Source organism: bacterium SCSIO 12741 (assembly GCA_024398055.1).
In the GTDB taxonomy this organism is placed as follows: Bacteria; Bacteroidota; Bacteroidia; order Flavobacteriales_G; family Salibacteraceae; genus SCSIO-12741.
On the sequence record CP073749.1, the window covers coordinates 4,926,382 to 4,951,995 of the forward strand.

General features: G+C 45.4%; 22 protein-coding genes and 1 pseudogene. 9 read left to right on the plus strand and 14 right to left on the minus strand.

Annotation, left to right across the window (positions count from 1 at the left end; all coding sequences use genetic code 11):
- Positions 1-87 precede the first annotated feature (87 nt).
- The 8 genes from KFE98_20925 to KFE98_20960 all read right to left on the minus strand — a co-directional run bounded on the left by KFE98_20925 (position 88) and on the right by KFE98_20960 (position 10,411).
- Positions 88-1,431, minus strand: a complete 1,344-nt coding sequence (locus tag KFE98_20925) for a TolC family protein (protein UTW62436.1) — start codon at positions 1,429-1,431, stop codon at positions 88-90.
- Positions 1,428-4,511, minus strand: a complete 3,084-nt coding sequence (locus tag KFE98_20930) for an efflux RND transporter permease subunit (GenBank protein UTW62437.1) — start codon at positions 4,509-4,511, stop codon at positions 1,428-1,430. The genes KFE98_20925 and KFE98_20930 overlap by 4 nt, the downstream gene beginning before the upstream one ends.
- A gap of 6 nt (positions 4,512-4,517) precedes the next feature.
- Positions 4,518-5,558, minus strand: a complete 1,041-nt coding sequence (locus tag KFE98_20935; protein ID UTW62438.1) for an efflux RND transporter periplasmic adaptor subunit — start codon at positions 5,556-5,558, stop codon at positions 4,518-4,520.
- 67 nt (positions 5,559-5,625) lie between these two features.
- A complete protein-coding gene (locus tag KFE98_20940; GenBank protein UTW62439.1) occupies positions 5,626-6,222 on the minus strand; it encodes a TetR/AcrR family transcriptional regulator in 597 nt (198 codons plus the stop codon).
- A gap of 146 nt (positions 6,223-6,368) precedes the next feature.
- Positions 6,369-6,758, minus strand: a complete 390-nt coding sequence (locus KFE98_20945; GenBank protein ID UTW62440.1) for a hypothetical protein — start codon at positions 6,756-6,758, stop codon at positions 6,369-6,371.
- Positions 6,758-7,225: a hypothetical protein gene (locus KFE98_20950; protein UTW62441.1), complete on the minus strand. Its 468-nt coding sequence runs from the start codon at positions 7,223-7,225 to the stop codon at positions 6,758-6,760. The genes KFE98_20945 and KFE98_20950 overlap by 1 nt, the downstream gene beginning before the upstream one ends.
- Positions 7,226-7,290: 65 nt before the next feature.
- Positions 7,291-9,588, minus strand: a complete 2,298-nt coding sequence (locus tag KFE98_20955; protein UTW62442.1) for an FdhF/YdeP family oxidoreductase — start codon at positions 9,586-9,588, stop codon at positions 7,291-7,293.
- 154 nt (positions 9,589-9,742) lie between these two features.
- Complete coding sequence (locus KFE98_20960) at positions 9,743-10,411, minus strand: class I SAM-dependent methyltransferase (protein ID UTW62443.1); 669 nt, start codon at positions 10,409-10,411, stop codon at positions 9,743-9,745.
- A 153-nt stretch (positions 10,412-10,564) separates the two neighbouring features.
- Between KFE98_20960 and KFE98_20965 the strand changes: the two genes are divergently transcribed.
- Genes KFE98_20965 through KFE98_20980 form a run of 4 tightly spaced genes read left to right on the plus strand, consistent with a single transcriptional unit; the run spans position 10,565 to position 12,828 of the window.
- Positions 10,565-10,924 (plus strand): hypothetical protein, encoded by a 360-nt coding sequence (locus KFE98_20965; protein ID UTW62444.1) that lies wholly within the window; start codon positions 10,565-10,567, stop codon positions 10,922-10,924.
- 13 nt (positions 10,925-10,937) lie between these two features.
- Positions 10,938-11,954: an NAD(P)/FAD-dependent oxidoreductase gene (locus KFE98_20970; protein UTW62445.1), complete on the plus strand. Its 1,017-nt coding sequence runs from the start codon at positions 10,938-10,940 to the stop codon at positions 11,952-11,954.
- Positions 11,951-12,271 carry a 2Fe-2S iron-sulfur cluster binding domain-containing protein gene (locus tag KFE98_20975; GenBank protein UTW62446.1) on the plus strand — a complete coding sequence of 107 codons (321 nt, stop codon included), beginning with the start codon at positions 11,951-11,953 and terminating at the stop codon, positions 12,269-12,271. Before KFE98_20970 ends, KFE98_20975 begins: the two co-directional genes overlap by 4 nt.
- 8 nt (positions 12,272-12,279) lie before the next feature.
- A complete protein-coding gene (locus KFE98_20980) occupies positions 12,280-12,828 on the plus strand; it encodes a flavodoxin (protein UTW62447.1) in 549 nt (182 codons plus the stop codon).
- 49 nt (positions 12,829-12,877) lie between these two features.
- Here KFE98_20980 and KFE98_20985 read toward each other — a convergent pair whose 3' ends face one another.
- The 4 genes from KFE98_20985 to KFE98_21000 all read right to left on the minus strand — a co-directional run bounded on the left by KFE98_20985 (position 12,878) and on the right by KFE98_21000 (position 15,946).
- A complete protein-coding gene (locus KFE98_20985; protein UTW62448.1) occupies positions 12,878-13,900 on the minus strand; it encodes an alpha/beta fold hydrolase in 1,023 nt (340 codons plus the stop codon).
- Between the two features lie 6 nt (positions 13,901-13,906).
- A complete protein-coding gene (locus tag KFE98_20990; protein UTW64757.1) occupies positions 13,907-14,338 on the minus strand; it encodes a nuclear transport factor 2 family protein in 432 nt (143 codons plus the stop codon).
- A 104-nt stretch (positions 14,339-14,442) separates the two neighbouring features.
- On the minus strand, positions 14,443-14,883 hold the full coding sequence (locus KFE98_20995) for a nuclear transport factor 2 family protein (GenBank protein UTW64758.1): 441 nt from the start codon (positions 14,881-14,883) through the stop codon (positions 14,443-14,445).
- A 142-nt stretch (positions 14,884-15,025) separates the two neighbouring features.
- Entirely contained in the window at positions 15,026-15,946 is a 921-nt protein-coding gene (locus KFE98_21000) for an AraC family transcriptional regulator (GenBank protein ID UTW62449.1), read from the minus strand.
- Positions 15,947-16,115: 169 nt separating this feature from the next.
- Between KFE98_21000 and KFE98_21005 the strand changes: the two genes are divergently transcribed.
- From KFE98_21005 to KFE98_21025, 5 genes and pseudogenes are all read left to right on the plus strand, one after another.
- Positions 16,116-17,108, plus strand: a complete 993-nt coding sequence (locus KFE98_21005) for a zinc-dependent alcohol dehydrogenase family protein (protein ID UTW62450.1) — start codon at positions 16,116-16,118, stop codon at positions 17,106-17,108.
- Positions 17,105-18,067 carry an AraC family transcriptional regulator gene (locus KFE98_21010; GenBank protein ID UTW62451.1) on the plus strand — a complete coding sequence of 321 codons (963 nt, stop codon included), beginning with the start codon at positions 17,105-17,107 and terminating at the stop codon, positions 18,065-18,067. Before KFE98_21005 ends, KFE98_21010 begins: the two co-directional genes overlap by 4 nt.
- Before the next feature lie 117 nt (positions 18,068-18,184).
- Entirely contained in the window at positions 18,185-19,372 is a 1,188-nt protein-coding gene (locus tag KFE98_21015; GenBank protein ID UTW62452.1) for an efflux RND transporter periplasmic adaptor subunit, read from the plus strand.
- A 6-nt stretch (positions 19,373-19,378) separates the two neighbouring features.
- Positions 19,379-22,497, plus strand: a pseudogene (locus KFE98_21020) (efflux RND transporter permease subunit).
- Positions 22,498-22,504: 7 nt separating this feature from the next.
- Positions 22,505-23,911 carry an efflux transporter outer membrane subunit gene (locus KFE98_21025; protein UTW62453.1) on the plus strand — a complete coding sequence of 469 codons (1,407 nt, stop codon included), beginning with the start codon at positions 22,505-22,507 and terminating at the stop codon, positions 23,909-23,911.
- A 152-nt stretch (positions 23,912-24,063) separates the two neighbouring features.
- Here the strand turns inward: KFE98_21025 and KFE98_21030 are convergent, their stop codons facing one another.
- The gene (locus KFE98_21030; GenBank protein ID UTW62454.1) at positions 24,064-24,429 is read right to left on the minus strand and encodes a hypothetical protein; all 366 of its coding nucleotides are present in this window, start codon (positions 24,427-24,429) and stop codon (positions 24,064-24,066) included.
- A 254-nt stretch (positions 24,430-24,683) separates the two neighbouring features.
- Positions 24,684-25,538 (minus strand): alpha/beta hydrolase, encoded by an 855-nt coding sequence (locus KFE98_21035; GenBank protein ID UTW64759.1) that lies wholly within the window; start codon positions 25,536-25,538, stop codon positions 24,684-24,686.
- Between the last annotated feature and the right edge of the window lie 76 nt (positions 25,539-25,614).

Consider the following 25,614-nt stretch of genomic DNA (forward strand, 5'->3'; position numbering starts at 1 on the left):
GATTATTACTTCCCATAAAAAAATGACCCAGGAAGTACAAGGGCAGGTGTCTTCCTGGGTCATCGCCGTAGCCTATTATTTGGGCACCTACCTGCCTGTATATTGCAAGTAGGCGGTGATCGCCAATTTATATTGGGCCTTGGCTTCAATTAATTTGTCGGAGGTCTCAATTTGCAGAGCTTGAGCCTCTAATAGATCGGAGATGGTAACCACTCCCTGGCGATAGCTGTCCTGAGTAACCCGGAGGTTTTCGTCCGCCTGAACCTGGGTCGCTTCCATCAGTCCTACCATTTCATAAGCCTGAACCAAATCGATCCACCCTTTTTCAATCTGTAGCTTGAGGGAGCGCTCGGTATCAGAGAAATTGTTGATCGCAATCTGCTCCTTGATTTTATGTTCCTTCACCTTGTGCGATCCACCCCACCAATCGGAAATGGGAATGGATAACGTAGCGAAGACCAAACCGTTGGAAGTACCTTCAAAGTTTTCGGTGATTCCATCGTAGTAAAACCCTGACATGCCTACTGCCACCTGTGGAAGATTCTCGCCCCGAGCCATTTTCTTCTGAAGCTGTTCAGCATCCACCGACTTTTGCAACAGATCGTACTCGATTCGATTGGCCACAGCCGCATCGGTAAGCGCAAAGTGTGACTGTGGAGCTTCCAATTCTTGCAGATCTTCTGCCAATACCAGGGTAGAATCATAAGTCATTCCAATGGTTTGACAAAACAACATAGTGGCCAGCTTCTTCCCATTCAACAAGCGATTTTTGTTCGATTTCAGTTCGCTTTGTTTGAGTTGAACTTTGAGCAGGTCATTCTTCAATATCAATCCCGCTTTGTAGGCGTCATTCACCTGTTTTTCCAAACTGACGAGCAATTCCTCATATTTGGCCAAGGTTTTTTCTTTCTCCTGCAAAGACACCAGTTGCCAGTACTGTTGTTCGGTAGAAATCAAGACGCTCTTTTCCGTTAGGGCTTGCTGCTGAATCGCCACATCCAAACCCAATTGAGCCAGCTTGTTGCCGTTGTGAATTCGGCCACCAGTATAGAGCGGTTGAATCAAATTGACCTGAGCTACCTGGAGCTGGTCCATGGCACTAACACTCATTCCCGGAAAGTAGGCAAATTCGGTAGCCCCGGGTAATGTCGCCGGATTTCCGTTGTACACGGGTAAATTCCCACCAGGGACCTCCGCCTCCACCAATGGGTCAAGGGCCTTCATGGCAAAAACGGAGGCGTTAACCTGGGGAAAATAATTCGTGAACGCGTTCTTTTTTACGTGTTGCATGGCCTCTACCTTCAGCTGGCTGTTTTTGAGCGCCACGTTGTTTTTCAAAGCCATTTTTTTGCTTTCAGCCAAACTCAATGTCGTTTGAGCATTAGCCATCCCACCATAGAGGATAGCCACGAGCATGATCATCTTTTTCATTTCTGAAGCTTGTTTTCGGTTCGACCAAAAGAGACGTTATACAATACCGGTAGCACAATCAAAGTGAGTAACATGGATACCAGTAGTCCAAAACACACAACCGATCCCAGCGGTCCCCATAAAGTGGATCCACTGAGAATCATTGGCACTACTCCAACGGCTGCGGCAAAAGAGGTTAAGAATATCGGTCGCATTCTACGCTTTCCTGCTGCCAGTGCGGCTTCGTACAAGGAAAGTCCCTGTTTCTTTTGAAGCTCAATCGCATAATCGATGAGGATAATTCCGTTCCTCACCACGATCCCCATCAAACTGATGATTCCCACAAAGGCGGTCAAACCAAATGGATATTGGGTCAACCACAGACCGAGACCCGCACCCAATAAACTCAGGGGCATGGTGGTCATAATAAGGAAGGCATAACTCACGGTTTTAAACTGAAACAGAAGGATGATGAATATGAGGAAAATGCTCACCGCAAAGGCAATGGACATGGGTACAAAAGATTCAATTTGACTCTCTTCTTCTCCCCCATAACCAATCTTCACCTGATCGTCTAAATCAAGTTGGTTGATTCCTTTTTTCAGATCGCCCAGCACCTTGTAAGCCAGCTTGTCGCGTTGCACATCGGCTCGAACGGTGATTGTTTTCACACCATTCCTTCTTACAATTTGGCCTTCCGTCCAATCATTGGTAATATCAGCAACCTGACGCACCGTCACTCTACTTGCCGTTAATGGAGATGCGACAGGAAGATTTCCGATGTCGGCATAGTCGTTGCGCTCATCCTTGGGACTCATCACCTTGACATCGATGGGGTAATCTCCTTCCCAAACCGTTCCAACAGGTAGACCAGACATTCCTGTTGCTACCGACATGGCCACCGATCCACGAGTCACTCCCAGTCGATTGGCGCGTTCATCATCAATATCCAGGCGAAGCCCAAGACGGGGCTTTTTGTAATCGTTTCGCACCCAAATAACCGATTCATGATCGTGCATGATCTCCTCCACTTGCTGAGCCACAAGTTTGATAGAATCCAAGCTACTTCCAGAAATCCGCACCTCTATGGGGGCTGAAGTTGCCAGCATATCCAGTTGCTTCATACGCACATAGGCATTCGGGAAATGGTTGCGTTTGGTGCGCTCATACTCATCCAGAATTTCAGGAACCTGATCTTGATTCTGAGTATTGACCACCAATTGCGCATAGTTTTTGGCAGGAAACTGAGGTGCATAGGTCGTGTGAAAACGAGGCGAGCTTTCGCCAATAAATGTGGCTACATTCTCCACCCGGCTATCCGCCAGGAGCATGTTTTCCATACTGTCGGCTACAAAAGCGGTTTGCTCCAGTGTAGATCCTTCTGGCAAGTAGATTTCTACGGCAAATTGATTCCGTTCTACCTTGGGAAATAACTGCTGAGGCAAAATGGCCAAAATCATTCCACCCGCAACCACGGAAAGAAGCCCGGCCAACAAAGTGAGCTTCGGCCATTGCATAGCCATTTCGAGCATCTTGTCATAGGCTTTCTGCAAATAATCGAGTAGCGATTTTTTATCTTTTGGAGTCGCTTCTTTTTTGTGCAATCCTTGTTTGATGAACACAAAGCACATGTAAGGCACCAGCAAGTAGGCGACCAGTAAAGAGGCCAACAGAGCTACTCCTATGGTGATGGGTAGAGAAACCAAAAAGTCACCTGACTGCCCTTCCAGAAACAAAGGCATGGGCAAGTAGGAACAAAAGATGATGAGCGTAGCTGAAAAAACCGGTACAAATAACTCGGTTGCACTTTTCCAGGCCGCTTGCCAGGGGTTATCACCGTGATCCAGCTTCTCAACATGACTATCGATAATCACGATGGAATTATCCACCACCATACCGAGAACCACGATTAGACCAGCCAGGGAAACGGTGTGCAATTCGGTACCTATCATGTACAAAACTCCCAGGGTGATGAAAATGGAAATCGGAATGGTTACACCCGCTACCGCTGCTACTCTAAATGGCAACAACAGAATGATAACGACCACTACAGCCAATATCGCAATCATAAACTCTTTGAGAAAGTGCTTAATGGCGTGACCTACGGCCGAAGGCATATCCGCAATTTTGGATACACTTACATCAGGCGAAATCAGGGTTTGAACATGGGCCAGGGTTTCGTCTACTTCTTCCCCAAATTGAACAATGTTGTTGCCCGTTTGCATTTCAAGGGAAATCAATAAACTCTTCTTCCCATTGTTTTTGATGTAGGAATCGGGTTCTGGATATTCGCGAATAACCTGAGCGACGTCCTTGACTCGAACTACATTTCCATTTGGATCGGCATAAAGAATCTGATTGCGGATGTCTTCCTCCGATCGAAAGCTATTGGGTACATGAATCGGGGTGATCAATTCGCCATTTTCAAGCTCACCGCTGTAATACACCGAACCTTCCATTTGCATAGCGGCTAACACAGAAATTGGTTTTACTCCGTAGTGCGCCAGCTTGTCCTTATCTGGATAAATGGTGATTTGTTCGCGCTGCAAGCCAAAATGACGCACTTTGGAAACCGCTTCTATTTTCCGGAGTTCGGTTTCTATGATTTTGAGTTCTTCCTCCAGCTCCCGGTAGGATTTGGATTCTGACTGAACAGTGAGCAATAAAGCCGAGGTTTCTCCAAACTCGTTGTTGGCAATCAATGCCAATACCTGGGGCGGAAGTTGTGGTTTGAGCTGATCGAGCCCAAATTTAATCTTGTCCCAAAAGGCATCAGGATCGTCCACGTTGTTATTTACCTCTACAAAAACGATAAGCATCCCCTCTTTGGAAATGGAATAGGTTTTTGCCCGATTCACTTCTTTAAATCCGTAGAGGAAACTCTCTACGTTGGTAGCCAATTGCTCCTCCACTTGCTCGGAAGTTGCTCCTGGGTATATGCCCACAATAAGTCCCTGACGAATCGTAAATTCCGGAAACTCATTTCTGGGCATTACCACAAGAGCATACACCCCCAATAGAACGAGAAGGGTTGTGAGTACAACGGCAATTTGCCGATGCTTCATGGCCATTTCGATGATGTTGAATCTTCTCTTCTCCATGGCGCTTTATCGAATTACGTTTACGGCCAATCCGGGAACCAACTTTTGCTGTCCGGCTACGACCACTTCTTCCCCTGGCTTAAGATCTCCACTCACCAACAGGTGATTTTCCAAGGTCTTAATGGTTTTGATAAACCGCTTCTGCACATTACCGTTTTGGTGCACATACACAAACTGATTGCCTTCAATATCCAGTTGCAGTGCTTTTTCGGACACCAGCATTCCTTGGTCCTCATCCGAAAGGATGGCATCCACTTCGCATACCATACCCGGTTTGATTTTTCGGTTTTCATTCTGCACCTCAATCTTTACCGGATAGGTGTGGGAGAGCAGGTCGGCCGAAACGCCAATTTCCTCAATAGCTCCAACAGATTCCTGCCCCAATGCACCGATGAATACCCGAGCTTTCTGCCCCTTCTGCAGGGAACCGATTTCGTCCTCGGAAACAGGAATTTTAACCAATACGGATTGAATATCTAACAGTTGAATTGCGGTGGAATTAGGGAGGATATTCATTCCCGGGGTAATGGATTTGGAACCCACCACTCCGGATCTTGGCGCCTTTAGGAAACAATCATCTATCCCGTTTTGGGCCATGGCCACTGCGGTAGTCGTTTGGGCCAGGTTCGTTTCCATTTCTACCCAATCAATTTCAGGAAGAGTTCCGTTTTCTTTCATGGGCTTGAGACGGTTGTAGGCATCCTGAGCACGCTGATGTTGCTGAGAAGCGAGGTCGTAAGCATTTTTGGCCATTTCCTGATCCAGCTTGGCCAGTAGCTGCCCCTTGGTCACATAGTCACCCTCGTTCACCAAAACTTCGGAGACATTCCCTGTAGTTGCAAAACTCAGCGGGGTCATTTCATTAGCCTCCACTACTCCAGAATACTGCAGGGTTACTTCCCCATCGTAGGGCATAACCTTGGCCAATCGTACACTTATCGATCGGTGGTTCTGAGCCAGTTCCTTGCCTGAGGCCTCTGGCGACTCCGCAGGCGAACAAGCCAACAGGGTGAGGGCAGGAAGCCCGCAAATCAGTAATTTTTTCATTTTCCTTTTTAATTTAACTTTTCGACTATTTCCGTTTTTTAGTCCAAATTGGGTGCAAAAAAAAGGGCTACTTCAACCCTTTAATCATGATGTTTGAAATGAGTTCCACCTTAGAATCCAAAGTTTTGAATCGGTCACGGGTTACAATGTCCAATTCAACACCCCGAATACTTGAGATGATCAACTCAGCGATTAAATTCACTTCATCATCGTCCATATGAGCCAGCTCCTTGTTGCTGATTCCGTCATGAAGCATATCGGACACCAATTGAATTTCCTTTTGATCGAACTTGTCTCTCAACAATTTGAAGTGTCCGCTCAATTCAATGGCATTCGAAGTATCTATGGTCAACCGGTAAAGGTTTATCTTCTCTTTGGTCTTTTGAAATTTGTAGGCAACAAAGGTCTTAAGCTTGTCTTCTATGGACTCATGCTTGCTTAATTCGGATTTTAGAGATTCAAAGAAATCCCCCATCTCCTCTTCGATTACCCGGTCAAAAATGTCGTTCTTACTTTTGAAATAATAGTAGAGTGTACTCTTCCCTTTTCCGGCGGACTTAGCGATGTCTTCCATGGTAGTTTTGTTCAATCCAAACTGCTGAAACATCTTTCTACCCGCATCAAGGATTTCCTGGATGGCGATATCTTCTTTCGTTAATGACATTTTTTCGACTAAATTCGTATTTCGGTCCAAAATTAGAATTAAAAACTGAATCTCAAGTAGCGTTAGGATTTTTTTTCATTTCCATGGGAGATGCCATCTGAACTCCTTGCTCTTTCCAAGAAGTGGGCTGTATTCCAAGCTTTAAATCACTTTTCACTTCTCATTTTTCGATAGGATAATACCAATCCAACCCAAAAGGGAAGCACTACGCCAGCAAATAACAACCAATCAATAATCCATTGAAATTCAACCAGTAAAACCAAAACAACTGTACCTATAGTTGGAAGTAAAAACCAGGCAAGTACACTTTTTGCCCGGTTGGTTCGAATGGAATCAATAGGGACCACAAGCAAGCCTATATTGAGCATGGCGAAATACATACAAAGCACCATAACCCAAACAGTTACCATAGCAATCGCTAAATCAGCGGGTATCCATTCCGACTTGTAGTCGTAGTTGTCGATAACGGCGATGGCAAAACCAATGATGAAGGACACTATACTGGGATAGAGCGTCGATTGCTTGTAATAGTTCATTAAGTCCGGTCTTTGACCGCCTTTCTCAAACCTTTCAAGTGCTTTTGAATATGATGGGCCACAATTTCGAGATGCTCTAAGCGAGAGTAGTCTCTTGAACCTTTCTTGTACGGAATCATTCCAATGGACTCATTTCCAATATGCTCTTCAATAGTTTGCTGGGCAGTCTTTAACCGGTTAATTAACTCAACATGGGAAAAAGGTTCAGTTTCTTCTACGCTTCGAGCGTTTACTTCAGAGAGTTTTCCCTGGAGTGGCAAGGGTTTCTGGCCTTTGCCCAAAGCACTGATATTTCGAGCAAAACTCTCATGCCAAAAGGTAATGTGTCCCAGGATGTCTTTGGCGGACCAAAGTGGGTTTACCCGAATTTGGAAATCTAAATCCTGGTGATAAAAGCCGATGAATTCTTTAACGGCATTTTGAAGGTCTACCAACTTGGACTCTATTTCGGGCGAATCGATCTTCATATTGGAACGAATCAACCAAAGATATCAGCTCACTCCCCTCTTTACAAGAAGAAATCGTGAAAAAATCAGGCCTTTTCCAGGCTCACTTCTACGGACTTGGAAGCCGGAGTATTGCTTTTATCTGCCTTTAGACCAATGGGAACCAAAACGTTCGCCTCGGGAAAATAGGTAGCTACATTGCCACGGGGAATGTCGTATGGAATGGCCAGAAATTGTTCTGCCCTTCGAATTTCACCTTGAAAATGACTTTTCAGATGAATCAAATCCAACAGCTTCAAACCTTCTTCCTTCATGTCCTCCGCGTTCATTAAAACTACCCGACGTTCGTTTTTGATTCCCCGGTACCGATCATCTAAACCATAGATGGTCGTATTATACTGATCATGGGTGCGAATGGTCATCATCAGGTAACGGCCTTTATCCAGCTTCTTACCCTCCCACTTATTCACGGTAAAATTGGCCTTTCCCGTAGATGTTGGAGAAAAATCACCGGCATGAGCGTTATTAGGAAGCCTAAATCCACCCTTTTGACGAATTCTTTGGTTAAAATTTTCAAAGCCAGGAATCACCTTTTCAATAGAATTGCGAATATTGTCATAGTTAGCAGCCATGCCCGCCCAATCTACCTGGGAGCGACTTCCTAGAGTAGATTGAGCTAAGCGAGATATAATGGCTACTTCACTGAGGAGGTGATTTGAGCATGGGGCAATGTCTCCTCGAGATTTGGAGACCACGCTCATGGAGTTCTCCACAGTGATAAATTGGGCGCCGGACGACTGAATATCCGTTTCACTGCGCCCAATGCAAGGCAATATCAGGGCTGTTTTTCCATGTATGATGTGGCTGCGGTTTGGTTTGGTTGAAACGTGAACCGTAAGCTCACATTGCTTCAAAGCTTCGGCGGTCAATTCGGTATCTGGGGTGGCTGATAGAAAGTTACCTCCCATGGCAAAAAACACCTTGGCCTTACCCCGGTGCATGTGCTCAATGGATTCAACTACATCGAGTCCATGTTCACGAGGAGATTTAAAACCAAATGTTTCATCCAATTTGTCCAGAAAAGCGGGTTTTGGTTTTTCCCAAATTCCCATCGTTCTATCCCCCTGAACGTTAGAATGTCCTCTAACCGGGCAGGTTCCTGCGCCAGGTTTACCAATACTTCCCTTGAGCAAAAGCAGGTTTACCACTTCCTGAATATTGCCTACCGCATTTTTGTGCTGAGTCAATCCCATGGCCCAGCAGATGATGATTTTTTTGCGATGCATCAGGATGTTGGCGCACCTTTTCACCTGCTCTTCCGAAATACCAGCATCTTCACAAAGCGATGAAAAATTGATTGTTTCAAGTTCTTTGATAAAGGACTCATAACCCTGCGTTTTAGTCTCGATAAATGAATGATCGAAAACCGTTCCGGGATTTTTCTTTTCTTCTTGTAAAAGCAAGTAGGTCACAGCTTTTAGAAAGGCGAGGTCGCCATTAATCTTGACCTGAACAAACTCGGTGGTAAGATCGGTGCCTCCACCAATCCAATCTTTTGGCGTCTGCGGATCTCGAAAATTCATCATCCCGGCTTCAGGCAAGGGGTTTACAGTAATTATCTCTGCCCCTTGCTGCCGGGCATCACGTAGTGCCGATAACATTCTTGGGTGGTTGGTTCCTGGATTTTGTCCCATGACAACGATCACTTCGGCCTGGTCAAAATCATCCAGGGTTACCGAACCCTTGCCTATTCCTAAGGTTTCGGAGAGAGCTGTACCGCTACTTTCGTGGCACATGTTAGAGCAATCGGGAAGGTTGTTGGTTCCAAACTGTCGAACGAAGAGCTGGTACAAAAAAGCAGCCTCATTACTGGTTCGACCGGAGGTGTAAAAAATGGCTTGGTCAGGAGATTCTAAAGCGTTTAATTGCTTCCCCATCAAATCAAAGGCCTCATCCCACTCTATTGGGCGGTAGTGTGAATCCTCTGCCCGCTTAATCATAGGATGGGTAATCCGTCCGGATTTGCCCAATTCGAAATCAGACCACTGTCCAAGTTCAGCAACGGAATGCTGTGCAAAGAAATCGGGACCGGCTTTCTTTTTGGTCGCCTCTTCAGCTACCGCCTTGGCACCGTTCTCGCAATACTCGGCCAGAAAAGCTCGCTTCTCATTAGGGTCGGGCCAGGCGCATCCTGGACAATCAAAGCCGTCAAATTGATTTAAACGATTGAGCACTTTCACCCCTTTCACCATTCCCACTTCACTCTTGATGTGCTGTAAAGCACTTTTGACTGCCTTGGGACCAGCGGCACCCGTAGAGGCATCTTCAAGAATGATTCCGGTAAACTTTTCAGGAGGTTGTGCTATCGTCTTCTTTGTACTCATAAATCCACTTAACAATCGCTTGCAAAAATGGTTGCGCCCGATGGAAATAAGCAATACCTACCCCGTGGTATTTCTCGACAACTTCTGCCTAACCTTAGGTAGCTACCCTCAACCCTTTGACAATCAATTCGTCCTTAGAAAATCTTTTTTAGAATTACGATTTTGAAAACCGAATTACCCAGTATTCACGATTCACCGGTTTCCCGGTTTTATCCATGGCCTTGTCCGCGTACTTATCTAAGCTGGCAGTCAGAAATCCGGCCGATTGGGCGAGCTCTTCAAGTTCCTGTGGTTCGTATAGTGTGAACCCATATTTCACGAAGGGCAGTTGCTGCATAAATGCTTTGGCGGCCCAGGTCAAAATCAGGCTTCCCTTCGGTTTTAAGGTTGCGTACAGCTGGCTCATAAATTCTTGAGGATTGGACCAGAAGTAAAGGGTATTAACTGAAAAAATGCGATCGAACCGGGCCCTTTGGTAAGGAAGTTTGACTCCATCGTAGATGTCAAACCGAATGGAATGGTTATCCATGAGCTCTTTGTTCAGTTCGGATGCAGCCAATTGCATGGTTTCGGAGAGTTCCAATCCGGTGTACTCAAGCGGTGAAGCCAATCCCAATAGCTCCTTCAAATGTCCGGCATTTCCATGTCCAACCTCCAGAATACTCATGTGAGATTCAAGATTCAGAGCTCCCATGGCCGATCGGGTCATGGCCAGGTTTGATTCATTCATAACCTCGGCCATTTTCAAACCCTGCTCTCCACTTGGCCGGGCCAATTGACCTGCCAAATTTTTCAGATCCGATTCTGTCCATTCCTGTTCCATAGAGTGATTTTTTTCGAAAATTGGAGCGACGAACTTAGGGCTAACATTTCGAAAAATTTTCGGCTTTGGAAAGAATACCGTCAACTAGGTATTGGTGGTTAGCGTGAAGCATCTCACCTTTGCTATTTAGAATTAATCTAAATAAATATAGAATTGAACACAAGTGTTTTATTAGTCTTCGATCAGTGGCATATCATTGTAGACCAGAACATTAAGCTTTATCACAAAAATATTTGTGTATCCAGCACCACCCAGGAATTTCGTCAATTACGCTTAGCCATTGCCAATTTTTTGAAATCTAAAGCGGATGGTGGACAACGTTGTTTACTCATCCATAATGTACATAGCAATACCAAGGTTGCGGTTCACCGAAAGCAGGTAAAAGATTTTTGGCATTTTCTAAGTCATGCTGAAAAGAATGCCCGTTTTATCAAAAGCTACCAGCGCCAAAACCAGGTAAGGCATTATAATCCTATTGTGCAGGAAGAGTGTATGTCATTTAAGTTGAACTAAAACTGACTACAACATGATTGAAACCGATATAATTATTGTTGGTGCCGGCCCCTGCGGACTTTTTACCGTATTCGAAGCCGGATTGCTAAAACTGAGATGCCACCTCATCGACTCTCTTCCCATTCCTGGAGGACAATGTGCTGAGATTTATCCCAAGAAACCTATTTACGATATTCCTGGATACCCCTCTGTTTTAGCCGGTGACTTGGTGGATAACCTTATGGAACAAATTCGCCCTTTCAAACCTGGATTTACCTTGGGTGAGCGGGTTGAGAAAGTAGAGAAAGATGAAGACGGTAAATTTATTGTCACTACCAATCTCAATACGGTTCATAAGGCCCCAGTGGTAGCCATTGCTGGAGGATTGGGTTGTTTTGAACCGCGCAAACCACCAATTGGTGCGATCTCCCAATTTGAGCAAAAAGGTATTGACTACTTCGTAAAAGATCCTGAGAAGTTTCGCGGCAAATCTGTTGTCATTTCAGGGGGTGGAGACTCTGCCTTAGATTGGGCCCTTTTCCTTGCGGACGACGTTGCTCAGGATGTGAGCTTGGTTCACAGACGGAGCTCGTTCCGAGGACATCCCGATTCTGTAGACAAAGTCATGCAGCTTGCCCAACAAGGAAAAATCAACCTCATTACGGAATCTGAGGTGGTGGATGTTCAAGGAAACGGACACCTCCAATCCCTTCAGATCAAACACAAATCGGGTGAAGTCATTTCCCAAAAACTCGACTATTGGCTCCCTCTTTTTGGTCTAACTCCGTCCTTGGGTCCCATAGCCGATTGGGGATTAAACATCAGTAAAAACAGCATTGAAGTAGACACCTTCGATTACAGCACCAACATTCCTGGAATTTTTGCCATTGGCGATATCAACACCTATCCGGGAAAATTGAAACTAATCCTTTGTGGTTTTCATGAAGCTACACTCATGGTTCAAAGTGCATTCAAAATCGTGTATCCGGATAAAAAATTATCCTTCAAATACACTACCGTTATGGGAGGTATCAACGGATTTGAATCATGAGTACTATCACCGTTACCGTAATAGATCGCGAAGCTCAAGCTCATGAGTTGGAGGCCCCAACCGATATGAATATGAACCTCATGGAGCTGTGTAAAGCTTATGAGCTTCCGGTCAAAGGCACGTGCGGTGGCATGGCCATGTGTGCAACATGCCACTGCTACATTGAGTCGGGACATGAGCTCAAAGAATCGACAGACGATGAAGAAGACATGCTCGACCAAGCCTTTTTTGTTCAGGATAATAGTCGATTGGGATGCCAGGTTTTTCTTGAGGAAGAATTAGATGGCCTGGTCATCCGACTGGTCGACGAAGGATAATATTAGCTATGAAAGAACAAGTTATCGGTCTTTTCTGGGGCTCCGATACAGGAGCTACAGAAGGCATCGCTCAGGAATTGGAAAAGATTCTTTCCCAAAAATTCCAAATTGACTCTCACGAATTACATGATTCCGGGGTCTCGAAAATAGCTTCCTACGACTACCTGATTCTTGGCCTATCTACCTGGTATGACGGAGAGTTGCAAAGCGATTGGGATGGTAAGTTCAACGAGTTTTGTGAATTGGATTTCACAGGTAAAACGGTCGCCGTATTTGGGTTAGGAGATCAATACGGCTACCCGGAATGGTTTGTAGACGGCATGGGAATCATTGCTGAGCAAGTAGCTCATGCAGGCGGAAGACTTATTGGCCACTGGCCTACGGATAATTATGAATATGATCAATCGAAAGCGGAAATGAAGCCCGGTTGGTTCTATGGTTTAGCCATTGATGAAGAAAATCAAGGGGAACGGACTACACAGCGGTTAAAAACCTGGACCGATCAGCTGACCGAAGAATTCAAAAAACGGATTTCAGCCTCTTCCATTCTGACCTAAAAAAAGCGGGAAGATATCTCCCCGCTTTTCTCTGTCGAGTAGTTTCTGCTTAGAGTTTAGCTTGAAACCAAGCACTGGCTTCTCCCACAGATTCGTTTACCTCTGCATCCTGATCATAGTAGTTGAACTGGTGATAAGGAGATTCCAATTCGGTTTCCATCCAGTGTAATTTCTTGTCAACTGAAGCAATGCGCTCAAAGTAGTTTTTGGTGTATTGAGGCAGTACAGCTCCATCGGAGTGAATCATTAAAGTAGGAGCATTTAACTGATCCGCTGAAGGCATAGGATCGGTGGTCAACCAATCTTCCCAGGACATCACAGCGAATTTATCGGCACTCCATTCTGGGACAGCACCTCGCTCTGGATTCAGGTAATAATCGTAAGGCCCATACATAGCAGCTGTAGGATCTTCGGTAGATATACTTGGGATGTAGGCTACCGTTCCATTTGCTGCATATTCCTTCTTAGCCTTGCGGGCAGCGTCAATTTTGGTTTGCACACCTTCTTCCCCACCGTAAAAAAGCTTAACGGCCTCTGCATCGTGTAGCCAGGAAGCCGCTGTTACTACCGATTTAATTCGATCATCTTCAGATGCCGCCATCAACGTGTACATGGCTCCGGCACATACCCCAAAAGCTCCAATCTTATCCTTTTGTATTTCGGGCTTGCTTTGGAGAAAAGTAACCGCGTTGATCACATCTTGCTTCTTCATAGCTGGGCTTTCGTAGAATCGAGGCTCTCCTTCACTCTCACCAAAATTTCTAAAATCAAAGGCCAGGGTGATGAAACCTTCTTCGGCCAATTTTTGGGCATACAGGCCAGCCATCTGCTCCTTCACCGTGGTCCAACTTCCTGACACTACAATCGCCGGGTAGGATTTCGAAGGATCATAATTCTTAGGGTAATAAAGGTTCCCTACCAGGTTGGCTCCTTCACTTTTAAAATTCACTTTTTCCATCGTCTTGGGATTTACAATTTCTGTTTGCGTTTGTGTTTGTGTTTGTTTATTCGATTCGGATTGACAAGACCATAGGGTCAGGATTCCGAGCATTCCAATCATCCAGTTTTTCATCATCATTTACTTTATCTGGTCAAGCATCCCGAATCCTCGAGCGGCCACCAGGGGATTAAAAATTTCTACATATTCTATGATCTCTCCAGCTTCATTGAATTGAAAGGTGGAGTAGTATTGGTTTTCATAAAAGTCGGCTCCATCCTTCAGCTTGATTTTCCCTTTGTACTTCACAAATACCCAATTGGGATCTTCCATGGCATATAGTTGTTGAAGGTTAAATTGCATGCCATCGAAGTTGGGAAACACCGGAGCCCAATAGGAGCGAATCCCTTCCTTTCCCTCTGCTCCCTCTGGAAATAGACCAGAAGCGTAAGGATTAATGTGTCGGGCATCCTCGGCAAAGAGGTTGACCAGTTTATCTACATTTTCCTCTTCCAGTGCGGAGAAAAAAGCTTCAACCGAAGCCTTGTTCTTCGTAGCGATATCTTGTTGCATGATTTTTTGATTTTGAATGCTTACTCCTTCATCTGTTTGCCCGTGCTCGCTGGTGCAAGCCCAAAGGCAATTCAGAGTCAAGAGGGCAATTAATGAATAGTGTCTCATTTCTTTAGATTTTTCATAGCCAGTTGTGGTAATTGGGTGTTTCCATCCTGGTACTTGAAATTGAATTTCATACCAGCTATTTTCCAGGTTTCATCCTCTTTTACCAGGTCAAAATTGTAACTACCAACTACCCACCATAGCTTGCCAGATTCGTTTTCCAGATAGTGGCTTGCTGTACCGTAGCAAAACACCTGTGCCTGGTTGTTGGAAAGGGTCATTTGGAAGTTGCCCAATTGGTGATGCGTATGATCAAAACCCGGCAGCAAGCCTTTCCAGGCATCTACAATTTCATCAGGCGTCATTGATGTGGCCGGACTTCCTGTCATCGACGAATAATCGAGCAGGACTTTTGAATCGAAAACTGCTTTTACCTGATCCCATTGTTGTTCATCGGTACTGACAAACAGTTCAATGACAGTTTCTTGAGGATTCTTCATTTGCTGTGCATTTAAGGAGAGAGTAATAAGGGCTATAAACCCGGTAATTATCGCTTTCATTGCTTTGAAAAATTTGAACAGGACAAAGCTCTAAAACACTTGACGGTCAAGCATTTTTATATCAAATGAAGAAGTATGAATTTCAAAGATTCGCCTGCTGACGGTAGGCTAAAGGTGTCATTCCGCTCTTCTTTTTAAAGAAAGCACTGAAATTGTTGGGGCTGTCAAACTGTAAAGCGTAGGCAATCTCCTTGATGCTCCAATCGGTTTGAGCGAGGTAGGATTTAGACAAGGACAAAAGGTGGCTGTGAATGTGGCTGAGGGCGGTAATTCCAGAAATGCCTTTGACAACAGCATTTAGGTGATTCGGATGGACGCTCAATTTTTGAGCGTAGTAGCTGGTGGAATGCAAGTTGGCGAAAGTCTCTACTTCGGCATTGGGGTAGAAGCTGGTTTGAATTAAGGTTTGATAGCGAGACAACAGTTTAAGATCGGCAGCTCGAAGGCTCATTTCCGCCAATTGCTGATCCACTTGCTCCTCAAACAACCTACGCACATAGGAGAGCAAAAGAAAGACCTGGGCTTCAATTATTCGAAACTTGTCCTCTGCCCCTCCATGGTACTCCTTCCAAATCACTTCATAGATTCCCAAAATTCGCGGCAATTGCTCTGCTGGGATATTAAAGGGAATGGACTTATCCATTTTCAGGTAAGGAAAAAGGGTGAGCAACTCCGTGAGCACGTTAGATTGGGCCACAAAGTCCTGGCTAAACATGAGGTAGTAGCCCTTCCAATTGGGAACAATGTCCCAGGATAGCAGCTGAAAGGGTGTGTTAAAGAAAACCGTAGTGCCTTCCGGAAAATTCGAAAACTGCCCCGAAATGACTTGCCCATCTCCTTCGGCTTTTATCGCAATGGCATAAAACTCATGTCGAAAGGCAGGCATCTGGCTTCGCACAAATTCCATGTTCTCTTCAAAACTCCGGATATCAAAGTGGGGATGTTTCGGTAGAGGAATAGTAATTCCCTCGCAGTATTCTGATATGGTTTTGAAGTGATTCAAAGGAACCATCAATTTAATTCAATCAAATTAAACGAATTGAAAAGAGCGATGATCCAAATGCATCGGATATTTATCACCACCTAAAAATCCACCAATTTCCCCTGAAATTCCACCACAGTCCACGGGCACTCCACTGCTAAGTTTGCACCTTAACCCCTAAAGTAGAAATATGCCTAAGGTTGCCGAATTCAACAAAATGGGAAGTATACATGAACTGAAATGGGTGGATAAATCCACTCCCAAACCCTCTCCCGGAGAGATCTTAATTGACGTAAGAAGTTTTGGGATCAATCATTCCGAAAGGGACTTTGTGCAAGGAAAATATGTGCAGCGTCCTCAATTTCCCTCACGTATCGGATACGAGGCCACTGGAGTTATCACGGGATTGGGTGAAGGGGTAACTAACTGGAAATTGGGAGATAGAGTAAACACCGTACCCGTATTCTCCATGAGCAAATATGGAACCTGGGCCGAAAATGCGGTGGTTCCTGCTCGGGCCTTGGTAAAAGCTCCCAAATTACTGGATGACGTACGAGCCTCTGCCGCCTGGGTGGCTTATGCCGCGGCTTGGGGTGGATTGGTTTATAAAGGTCAACTGAAAAAGGGTGACTACGTTTTAATCACCGGTGCTGCTGGTAGTCCCGGACTGGCTGCGCTGGATATTGCCAACCAATACGAAGCCATTCCGATAGCCGTTACGCGATCGCATGACAAGGTTCGAACATTGAAAAAACTCGGAGCTCATCATGTGATTGTGAGCTCTGAAGAAAATAGGGTTGATCGAATCATGGAAATCACCCAACAACATGGAGTCGATGTGGTATTCGATTGTATTGCTGGTCCCGGATTGGAAGAACTTGCCCAGATGGCCGCCCATCAGGCGGCCTTGATCGTTTATGGAATGCTCTCCACGGCTCCTACTCCACTCCCCTTGTTTCCAGCCTTTGAAAAGAACCTTTCCTTTCATGGTTTTACGGTCAAAGATGTTTTCGAAGACCCTGAAATCTGGCCCAGGGCTGAACGAGAATTGCGCACCGGATTCAACAATGGATTGCTAATGCCGGTTGTCTCTCGATCTTTTAACCAGGCCGATTGGCAGGAGGCACTTCAATACTTGCAAAACAAAGGACGGGTGGGCAAGGTGGTAATAAAACTGAAATGAGTTGGTCACTTGATACAAATCCTCAACTTTGTATCATGGAGTCGTTTAAGTACTACCAGGATATCAACGACATGTGTGAGGAACTTCAAATTCCTCGTCTTCGTCATCCTGAGTTTTACATTGTCAAGTTTGAGGATTACGTTCAGTTTACCGCTGAAAACAACGACGATACTCCTTTTACCCACGACTACTTTGAAATTAGCATGGGGGAAGGCCACAACGTTACGGTGACCATCAACAGCAATTCTCAGAGTTTTGGAGAACGGAACTTAATGTTCATCTCGCCCAGGCAAGTAGTTTCCTGGAAGCACGATTACCCCCAAGGTGCTACTCCACCGGAATACGAGACGACGAGTTACATGATCCTGTTTAAACCCGAGTTTCTGGCCTTTGCTTCCGACTTGTTTGACGTATACAAAAAGTTTCCTTTTTTCAACCACAATTCCAAGTTAGCCTATACGGTTCCCCAGGAATTAAAAACGGAATTCTTCGCCCAGATTCAGGAGATATACGACCAGTATAAAAACGAAACGGAAGATTACCTGGAATTTGCCCGGGCCCAGCTCACCTTGTTCTTACTCAAAGCCAAGAAATCCTTGAAACCCCATGAGGATGCCAATATCGTTAAATCGAGGGCTCATGAAATCACCTACAACTTTGAGAACCTTATTAAACGAACGGCAGACAAAAGACAGCCCACCGCCTACTACGCCGATTTGCTCCATGTGAGTCCCGTATACTTGTCTGAATGTGTAAAAAAGGTGACCAACAAAACCGTGAAGACCATAGTGGACGAATACCTGATTTTGGAAATGAAATCCAGGCTTCGCAAATCGGATGAACCCATCTCTCAAATTGCTACAGATTTGGGCTTTAGTGACGATTCCAACTTTACCAAATTCTTTCGAGCCAAAACCGGTTCCACTCCCCGATCCTTTCGTAAGGCGATCAGTGCCTAAGGGGCACACCCCTCACCAGGTATTTACCTTATTTTTTACCATTATTACCTCAATTAGCACCTGACAAATAGGTGACTCTCCCGGTAATTTTGCCCTGAAATTTAATTCCAAACGAAAATGATTAATAGAATTTACTCCGCAAGGAGCAGGGCTCTTATCACCCTAAAAAGCATAGGATTATCCTGGATATTGGTCAGTTGCGGTGGTGGCGATTATGGTTCCTACTACAATCAAGAACCGCCTGTATTGCCCGTTATTCAAGTGAAAAAAGGAAACTACGAATCTACTAAGTCCTTTCCCGCCGTTACGGAAGGATTGCAAGAAGTAGAAATTCGGGCCAAGGTGAGTGGCTACATTCAAGATATATACATCGACGAAGGACAATATGTGGAGCAAGGGCAGCCCTTGTTTAAACTGGAAGCCAATCAATTGAGCCAAAACGCTGAGGCGGCCAAAGCGGCGATCGAAACGGCGAGAGCCAACGTGGAGTCGGCCAAAATTGAAGTGGCCAACCTCAGGCCCCTGGTTAAAAAGGACATCGTAAGTAAGGTTCAGCTATCGAATGCCGAAGCTAAACTGGTGGCCAATCAAGCGCAACTGGAACAGGCTAAAAGCAACTATCAGGCCTTGCAGGCAAGCGTGCAATATACGCGCATCGTAAGCCCGATTAGCGGCTACGTAGGCAAGCTCAATTTTAAACAAGGGGCCTTGGTGGGTCCAGCTACGGTAACTGCACTCACTACTTTATCGAATACCAGTGATTTGCTGGTTTACTTTTCGATGAGTCCAAAGGACCTACAGGACCTGACTCATAAATTGCCGGGCCAGGATCTCCTGGAAAAATTAAAGCACCTCCCTCCTGCCCAGTTTTTTGCTGAAGATCTCCAGGTTCGATTGACAGAGGGAATTGTAGAGGCCTACACCGGAAAAATTAATACCCAAACCGGTGCCATCCAAATGCGGGCACGTTTCGAAAACGATGGCCAAACCCTGTTTAGCGGAACTCAAGGCAGCATCGAACTGAGAAAAGAATTCATCAATGTAATTGGGATTCCAGCCTCTTCGGCTTTCAAAATGCAGGGGCTCGACATGGTATACACCCTCGGTGAAGGAGATACACTACAGGTTCGACCCATTCAAATTGCTGAAAAAACAGACCGCTACTACCTCATTCAATCGGGGTTAAATCTGGGGGAAACTATTTTGGCTCAAGGGGTAAATACGGTGTATCCCAACTCGGTTATCGTACCTCAACCGACAACGGCCGACAGTGTGGTCCTTTCTTATCAATCGGTTTACAAGTAAAAAGCTATGTTTCAAAAGTTTATAGACAGACCAGTTCTATCACTGGTCATCGCAGTAATCACGGTCATTCTGGGGTTATTGGTATTACCACCATTCCGGTTTCGCAATACCCTAACATTGCCCCGCCTACCGTAGAAGTTTCCACCAGTTATCCTGGTGCCAGCGCACAAACCATTTTGGAAAGTGTGATCTCTCCGCTTGAAGAAGCCATCAACGGGGTGGAAGGAATGAAATACATTACCTCTACCGCCAGCAACGATGGTTCTGCCAAGATCTCGGTCATTTTTAATCAAGACATCGATCCTGATTTGGCCGCTGTAAATGTTCAAAACCGGGTTTCCCGGGCCAATGGGGTTCTACCGGCGGTAGTTATTCGAAACGGGGTGATTACCCAAAAGACGGAAAACAGCCACTTGATGTTTGCTTCCATAGCCTCAGAATCGGAAAATTACGATGAGGTCTTTTTGCAGAATTACCTAAAGATTAATGTTATCCCAGTTCTTCAGCGAATCGAGGGCGTGAGTAAGGTTGAGGTTTATGGTGCCAAGGATTACGCCATGCGAATCTGGATCAATCCCAACAAATTGGCTAACCTGGGCCTCACTCCTATGGACGTTAGTCGAGCTATTCAGGAGCAAAGTCTGGAAGGCGCTCCTGGTGCTTTGGGACAGAATTCTGAGCAACCTTTTGAATTGGCAATCACCTATGCCGGTCGGTTTAAAACAGTGGAAGAATATGAGAACATTGTTCTACGAACCGAAAGCAATGGAACCCAACTCCTGCTTAAGGATGTAGCGGACATTGAACTGGGAGGATTCTCCTATTCTACTTCTTCAGAAACAGATGGAATTGCCTCCATCACTTTTGGGGTAAGCCAGCTTCCGAATACGAATGCCCAAGCCATCAACGCCGACTTGATTGAACAGTTGAATGCCTTGGAAAAGGACTTTCCGGAAGGCCTGAAAGTGGTCATGAACTACAACACGAATGACTTTCTGGAAGCCTCCATGGATCAGGTACTTCAAACCCTGATTGAAGCCTTCTTACTTGTGTTTCTGGTGGTTCTTTTATTCCTGCAGGATTTTAGATCAACTCTCATTCCGTTGATTGCCGTTCCGGTTTCGGTTATTGGATCTTTCTTCTTCCTCAAGCTGTTTGGTTTTTCCATGAACATGTTGACTCTTTTCGCCCTTATTCTGGGAATCGGGATTGTGGTGGATGATGCCATCGTAGTTGTGGAAGCGGTTCACGCCAAACTGGAAAAAGGAGCCTCCAATGCCAAAGAAGCCGCCAAACAGGCCATGAGTGAGATCAGTGGTGCCATTATTTCGATCACCTTGATCATGTCAGCAGTATTCGTTCCCGTTACCTTCTTGCAAGGACCTGCTGGGGTATTTTACAAGCAATTTGGAATCACGGTAAGTGTGGCCATCGTTATTTCAGCGATCAACGCCCTTACCCTGTCCCCGGCACTAAGTGCTATTTTCTTAAAGCCGATTCACGAATCGGATGAAAAACCCAAGTCTCTACTTCAGCGGTTTTATGCGGGATTTAATTCTGCCTTTAATGCCATGAAAGAAAAGTATACCCGGGTTGTATCGCTTTTCATCCGTCAAAAATGGATGGCCTTTGGGATCCTCGGCTTATCGGTGTTCATGATTTGGGGGTTACAGAAATTCATTCCCCAAGGATTTGTTCCCACAGAAGACCGAGCCGTAATTTTTATGAATGTAGAATTACCTCCTGGATCCTCCTTAGGACGAACCATGCATGCCCTGGAACAGCTCAATGAAAAGATCACAGCCATGGACAACGTAGACAACTTCTCCTACACGGCTGGTAGTAACTTCTTCTCTGGCCCTGGAAGTGCCAATGCACTTGGCTTCGTTGGACTAAAATCCTGGGGTAATCGAACCGAAAATGGATCGGATATGGCGAGCATTGTGACCGAATTGAATGCCATTGCGAAGTCAGTAAAGGATGCGAATATTCTATTCTTTGAGCCTTCCAGCGTGCCGGGATATGGAACCGCAGATGGTTTTGAATTCAGACTGATTGACAAAACCTCCGGTGATATTGCAGCCTTGGATCAAGTAGCGCAGGGATTCTCCTACCAGCTCTTTCAGCGTCCGGAGATTCAATACACGTCGACCTCGATCAATACCAATTTCCCACAATACGAATTGAAACTAAACGTGCCCAAAGCCAAACAACTGCAGGTATCGGTGAGTGATATCATGTCCACCCTGCAGGGCTATTTTGGAGGCCTATACGTCGCCGATTTCAACAAATTTGGGAAACCCTTCCGGGTGATGGTACAAGCCGATCCTAAGTACCGTAAAAACGAAAATGCCCTGGCCAGTGTCTTTGTCAAATCATTGACCGGAAATATGGTCCCCCTCAATGCCGTAGTAAGTTTAGTTCCAAGCACAGGACCTCAGATGGTGAGCCGCTTTAACCTGTACAATTCGGTAGCCTTTAACGGAAGTTCCTCTTGGGATCATAGTTCAGGGGATGCTATTCGAGCCATTCAGGAGGAAGCTAAAAAGCTGCCCAAAAACTACGGTGTGGAGTTTAGTGGAATTACCAAGGAAGAGATCAAAAGTTCTGGACAGGCCCCGATTATCTTAGGATTGGGAATTCTGTTTACTTTCTTCTTCCTGGCCGCTCAGTATGAAAGTTTGTTTCTCCCCTTCGCGGTGTTGCTCCCACTACCCGTGGGTGTAGCCGGGGCCTTTCTATTCACCTCGATCGGTGGATTGGAAAACAACATTTATCTCCAAATTGCCATGCTCGTGTTGATCGGATTAATGGCCAAAAACTCCATCCTGATTATTGAATTTGCCAAACACAAACGTGAAGAAGGGCTCAGTATCATCGAAGCCGCCATTGAAGGGGCCAAGGAAAGACTTCGGCCTATTCTAATGACCTCTTTTGCCTTCATTCTTGGACTTCTTCCTCTGGTATTGGCCAATGGCGTAGGAGCCATGGGTAACCGCTCCATTGGAACGGGAGCCGCTGGTGGATTGCTGGTGGGAACCCTATTAGGTATCCTGGTAATCCCGGTCATGTTTGTGATTTTTCAAGGCTTGCAAGAACGATTTGTTCCTTCAAAAACTAAGTAAGATGAAAATGAAATTAGCAACAAAAGCTGTGGCCATTATAGCCTTGGCTACAAGCATGACATCGTGCCTGGTGACCCAAAAGTATGAAGGCGTGAATGTGAAAGAAGAGCAGCATCTATTCCGATTGGATAGCCTAAGTACAACGGGCCAAAAATTGGAAGATATGGCTACCGTAAAATGGAGTACCTTCTACCAGGATCCCATTCTCAAAAGCTACATTGATACCGCGCTGAAGTACAACTACAGCAACCAAATCGCCTTTAAGAACATCGCGATCTTCACGGCTCAGTTTAAGCAGGGAAAAATGGGCCAGCTACCAAGAATTACCCTGCAGGGAAATGGTCAACGGCAAAAGCAGGCCTCTAACTCTCAGTTTGGTTCCTTTTTTAGTGAGCCCTTTGAACAATACACCATCAGTGGAACCTTGAGTTGGGAAGCCGATTTATGGGGCAAGATCAACAGTCAAAAATTGGCCGCCCAAGCTGAATTTGAAAAATCGGTGACGGCACAAAAACTGTTGCAGACTACCCTTATTTCCAATTTGGCCAATACCTATTTCGACTTGTTGGCTGCTGATAACCGCAGACAGATTTTAACCGAAACGGTGACGCTTCGTCGGCAAAGTGTGGAAACGCTCAAGGCCTTGAAGGATGCAGGCAAGAGCAACTCTTTGGCTGTGAGTCAGGCTGAGGCTCAACTCTACGGTGCAACCATTCAATTGCGCAATGTGGAGAACCAGGTTTTTGCCCTGGAAAATGCTCTAGCAACTTTGGTGGGAAAAGCGATAACAGACATTCCCAGAAGGCAATTGGATGAACAACGGTTTCCGGAAGAATATACCTCAAGTGTTCCGGTTTCCCTGCTGAGCAATAGACCGGATATTCTGGAAGCCGAATTAGATTTTCGCAAAAATTTTGAGCAGGTCAACGTAGCCCGGGCCTCGATGTATCCCACCATCGTTTTATCGGCCGAAATGGGGTTGCAAAGTTTGAGTCCTTCTACCCTGTTTGGCAGTTCCTCTTTCTTCAACACGCTTACCGGGGGATTGACGCAGCCCTTGTTTCAAAAACGCCGCTTAAAAACCCAGAAGGAAGTGGCCATTAAACGAATGGAAATAAGCAAACTGCAATTCCAGGAAAAGGTGTTGAATGCGAGTATAGAAGTGAGCAACCTGTTAAATGAATTGAAAACGGCTTCAGCCAATTTGGAGGTGCTCGAACAACAGGAAGTGGCTTTACAAAACTCCTTCGAAGATTCCCAATTGATGCTGGTCAATGGTTTGGCCAACTACCTGGATGTGCTGAATGCTCAATCGAGTTTATTGGTTGCCCAGTTGGCGACGGTTGATGCTCAAAATCAAAAACTGAAGCTCTCCACCCAAATTTTCAAGGCTATAGGAGGTGGAGTAAACTAACTCAGAATTTGGAGTGACTTCAGGGAATGTGGGTGTCACCTTTCCCATCGGCTTTTTCTTTAAAAATGCTGAAACAACAATTCGATCCGTCGGGATCATCAGTTTTGCCGAATCGACACGTTTTCCTGAAGTCCTCCTTTTCTTACCTGGTTTTAAGTCCAGGCTTCGCTCTTCTTGTAAATCCACCAACCGGTATAAATCAGTAGAAATTGAACGGCTACACGAATCATGGGAATGGGAGGGTCGCCAATGGCGGGATTCTCACGAAACAAATCCCACACATGAATGGGTAAAAATGCGATCATAAGTCCCATGAAAAACAACCCTCCTGTTTTGCGAAAACGAGGAACAATTAAAACCACGCCAGTCACTAACTCGGCAAGGGCGGCAAGAATATGAGCCAAGGTTGCCGGGATAAAATCAGGAATCATCGCAGCATAAGCCTCGGGTGCCACCAAATGTGCGATTGCACCTGCGAGCATGACTACACCCAGAACATAGGAAAGTATCTTTTTCATTTTTTGATGAATTTACGAAAACTGATGACCATGGTCAAAAGCACCACGGCAGCAACACTTAAGAGAACGAATAACCACTTAATACTGGTAAAAAGTGAAGCCTGGTTTACCTGATCGGCGGTTATGTGAGGATAATCATTTAACAAACCAAGTACCTTAAAGTTTTCGAGGTAGTCAAAAAGGACGCAGTTCAATAAATCAAAAAAACCAGCTTCTCTAACACTTATCTCAGATCAAAACATTGTAAAAAAAATTTATTGGCCGAGAACGTAGGTGTCGTAGTATTCTCTGAACGATTCAAACAAAAAATAACTCGCTTCTTTCGACACATCGGCTTCAGGTACGGCCTCCTGAAAACCGTGATACCCTCCTTTGTACAAGCCAAACTTTACCGGAACATGGGCTTTTTTCAAGGCATCCATGTAGGCGATGGTTTCATCCCGAAAAGGCTCGCTCTCCCCTACAATGCTAATGGTGGGGGGAAATCCGGTGTAATCTGTATTTAAAGCCGGAGATGCGTAGGCTGGTACTTCTCCTTGAATTCCTTCGAGGTAATAGCGCCAACCGATTTCATTGTCGTTGCTGTTGTACACGGGAGCCAATTGCATCGTTCTGGCCGATTCGGTTATTTGCCGATGATCAATCATAGGACAAACCGGGACCTGAAAAGCGATATCTACGGCCTTCGTATCCCGTACTTTGAGGGTTAATGCTGCCGTCATTCCTCCGCCGGCACTATCTCCGGCAATGATGAATCTCTTGGGTAATATTTTGAGTTCATCCGCCTGTTCTTTCATCCAAAGCAATGTATCATAGCAATCATTAAATCCAGCTGGAAAAGGTGCTTTTACAGACAAACGGTAATCGGCTGTAACGACCACGCAGGGACGCGCATCCAGGTACTTTTTCATTTTAACCAAAAACATTTCGGGGACCAGAGACATATAGGCACCCCCATGGTTGTAGAGCAAGGCGGGCAGTACCTTGTTCGAATTCTTGGGTCTAAAAATGCGTATACGAATATCCGGACCACCATGGGTACTTGGAATATAGCGTTCCTCCGAGTCGTAACCGTCTATGTCCTTTCCAGCATAGCGGTTTTTAACCATTCTATTCATGAAATTTACAAACCAGCGATATCGGGTGAATTTTCCCAAAAACCGGTACACGGCAAATGCCAGGGGT

Coding starts and splice junctions, on each gene's coding strand:
- KFE98_20925 (UTW62436.1), bottom strand. CDS start 1,431: ATGAAAAAGATGATCATGCTCGTGGCTATCCTCTATGGTGGGATGGCT.
- KFE98_20930 (UTW62437.1), bottom strand. CDS start 4,511: ATGGAGAAGAGAAGATTCAACATCATCGAAATGGCCATGAAGCATCGG.
- KFE98_20935 (UTW62438.1), bottom strand. CDS start 5,558: ATGAAAAAATTACTGATTTGCGGGCTTCCTGCCCTCACCCTGTTGGCT.
- KFE98_20940 (UTW62439.1), bottom strand. CDS start 6,222: ATGTCATTAACGAAAGAAGATATCGCCATCCAGGAAATCCTTGATGCG.
- KFE98_20945 (UTW62440.1), bottom strand. CDS start 6,758: ATGAACTATTACAAGCAATCGACGCTCTATCCCAGTATAGTGTCCTTC.
- KFE98_20950 (UTW62441.1), bottom strand. CDS start 7,225: ATGAAGATCGATTCGCCCGAAATAGAGTCCAAGTTGGTAGACCTTCAA.
- KFE98_20955 (UTW62442.1), bottom strand. CDS start 9,588: ATGAGTACAAAGAAGACGATAGCACAACCTCCTGAAAAGTTTACCGGA.
- KFE98_20960 (UTW62443.1), bottom strand. CDS start 10,411: ATGGAACAGGAATGGACAGAATCGGATCTGAAAAATTTGGCAGGTCAA.
- KFE98_20970 (UTW62445.1), top strand. CDS start 10,938: ATGATTGAAACCGATATAATTATTGTTGGTGCCGGCCCCTGCGGACTT.
- KFE98_20975 (UTW62446.1), top strand. CDS start 11,951: ATGAGTACTATCACCGTTACCGTAATAGATCGCGAAGCTCAAGCTCAT.
- KFE98_20980 (UTW62447.1), top strand. CDS start 12,280: ATGAAAGAACAAGTTATCGGTCTTTTCTGGGGCTCCGATACAGGAGCT.
- KFE98_20985 (UTW62448.1), bottom strand. CDS start 13,900: ATGAAAAACTGGATGATTGGAATGCTCGGAATCCTGACCCTATGGTCT.
- KFE98_20990 (UTW64757.1), bottom strand. CDS start 14,338: ATGCAACAAGATATCGCTACGAAGAACAAGGCTTCGGTTGAAGCTTTT.
- KFE98_20995 (UTW64758.1), bottom strand. CDS start 14,883: ATGAAGAATCCTCAAGAAACTGTCATTGAACTGTTTGTCAGTACCGAT.
- KFE98_21005 (UTW62450.1), top strand. CDS start 16,116: ATGCCTAAGGTTGCCGAATTCAACAAAATGGGAAGTATACATGAACTG.
- KFE98_21010 (UTW62451.1), top strand. CDS start 17,105: ATGAGTTGGTCACTTGATACAAATCCTCAACTTTGTATCATGGAGTCG.
- KFE98_21015 (UTW62452.1), top strand. CDS start 18,185: ATGATTAATAGAATTTACTCCGCAAGGAGCAGGGCTCTTATCACCCTA.
- KFE98_21025 (UTW62453.1), top strand. CDS start 22,505: ATGAAATTAGCAACAAAAGCTGTGGCCATTATAGCCTTGGCTACAAGC.
- KFE98_21030 (UTW62454.1), bottom strand. CDS start 24,429: ATGAAAAAGATACTTTCCTATGTTCTGGGTGTAGTCATGCTCGCAGGT.
- KFE98_21035 (UTW64759.1), bottom strand. CDS start 25,538: ATGGTTAAAAACCGCTATGCTGGAAAGGACATAGACGGTTACGACTCG.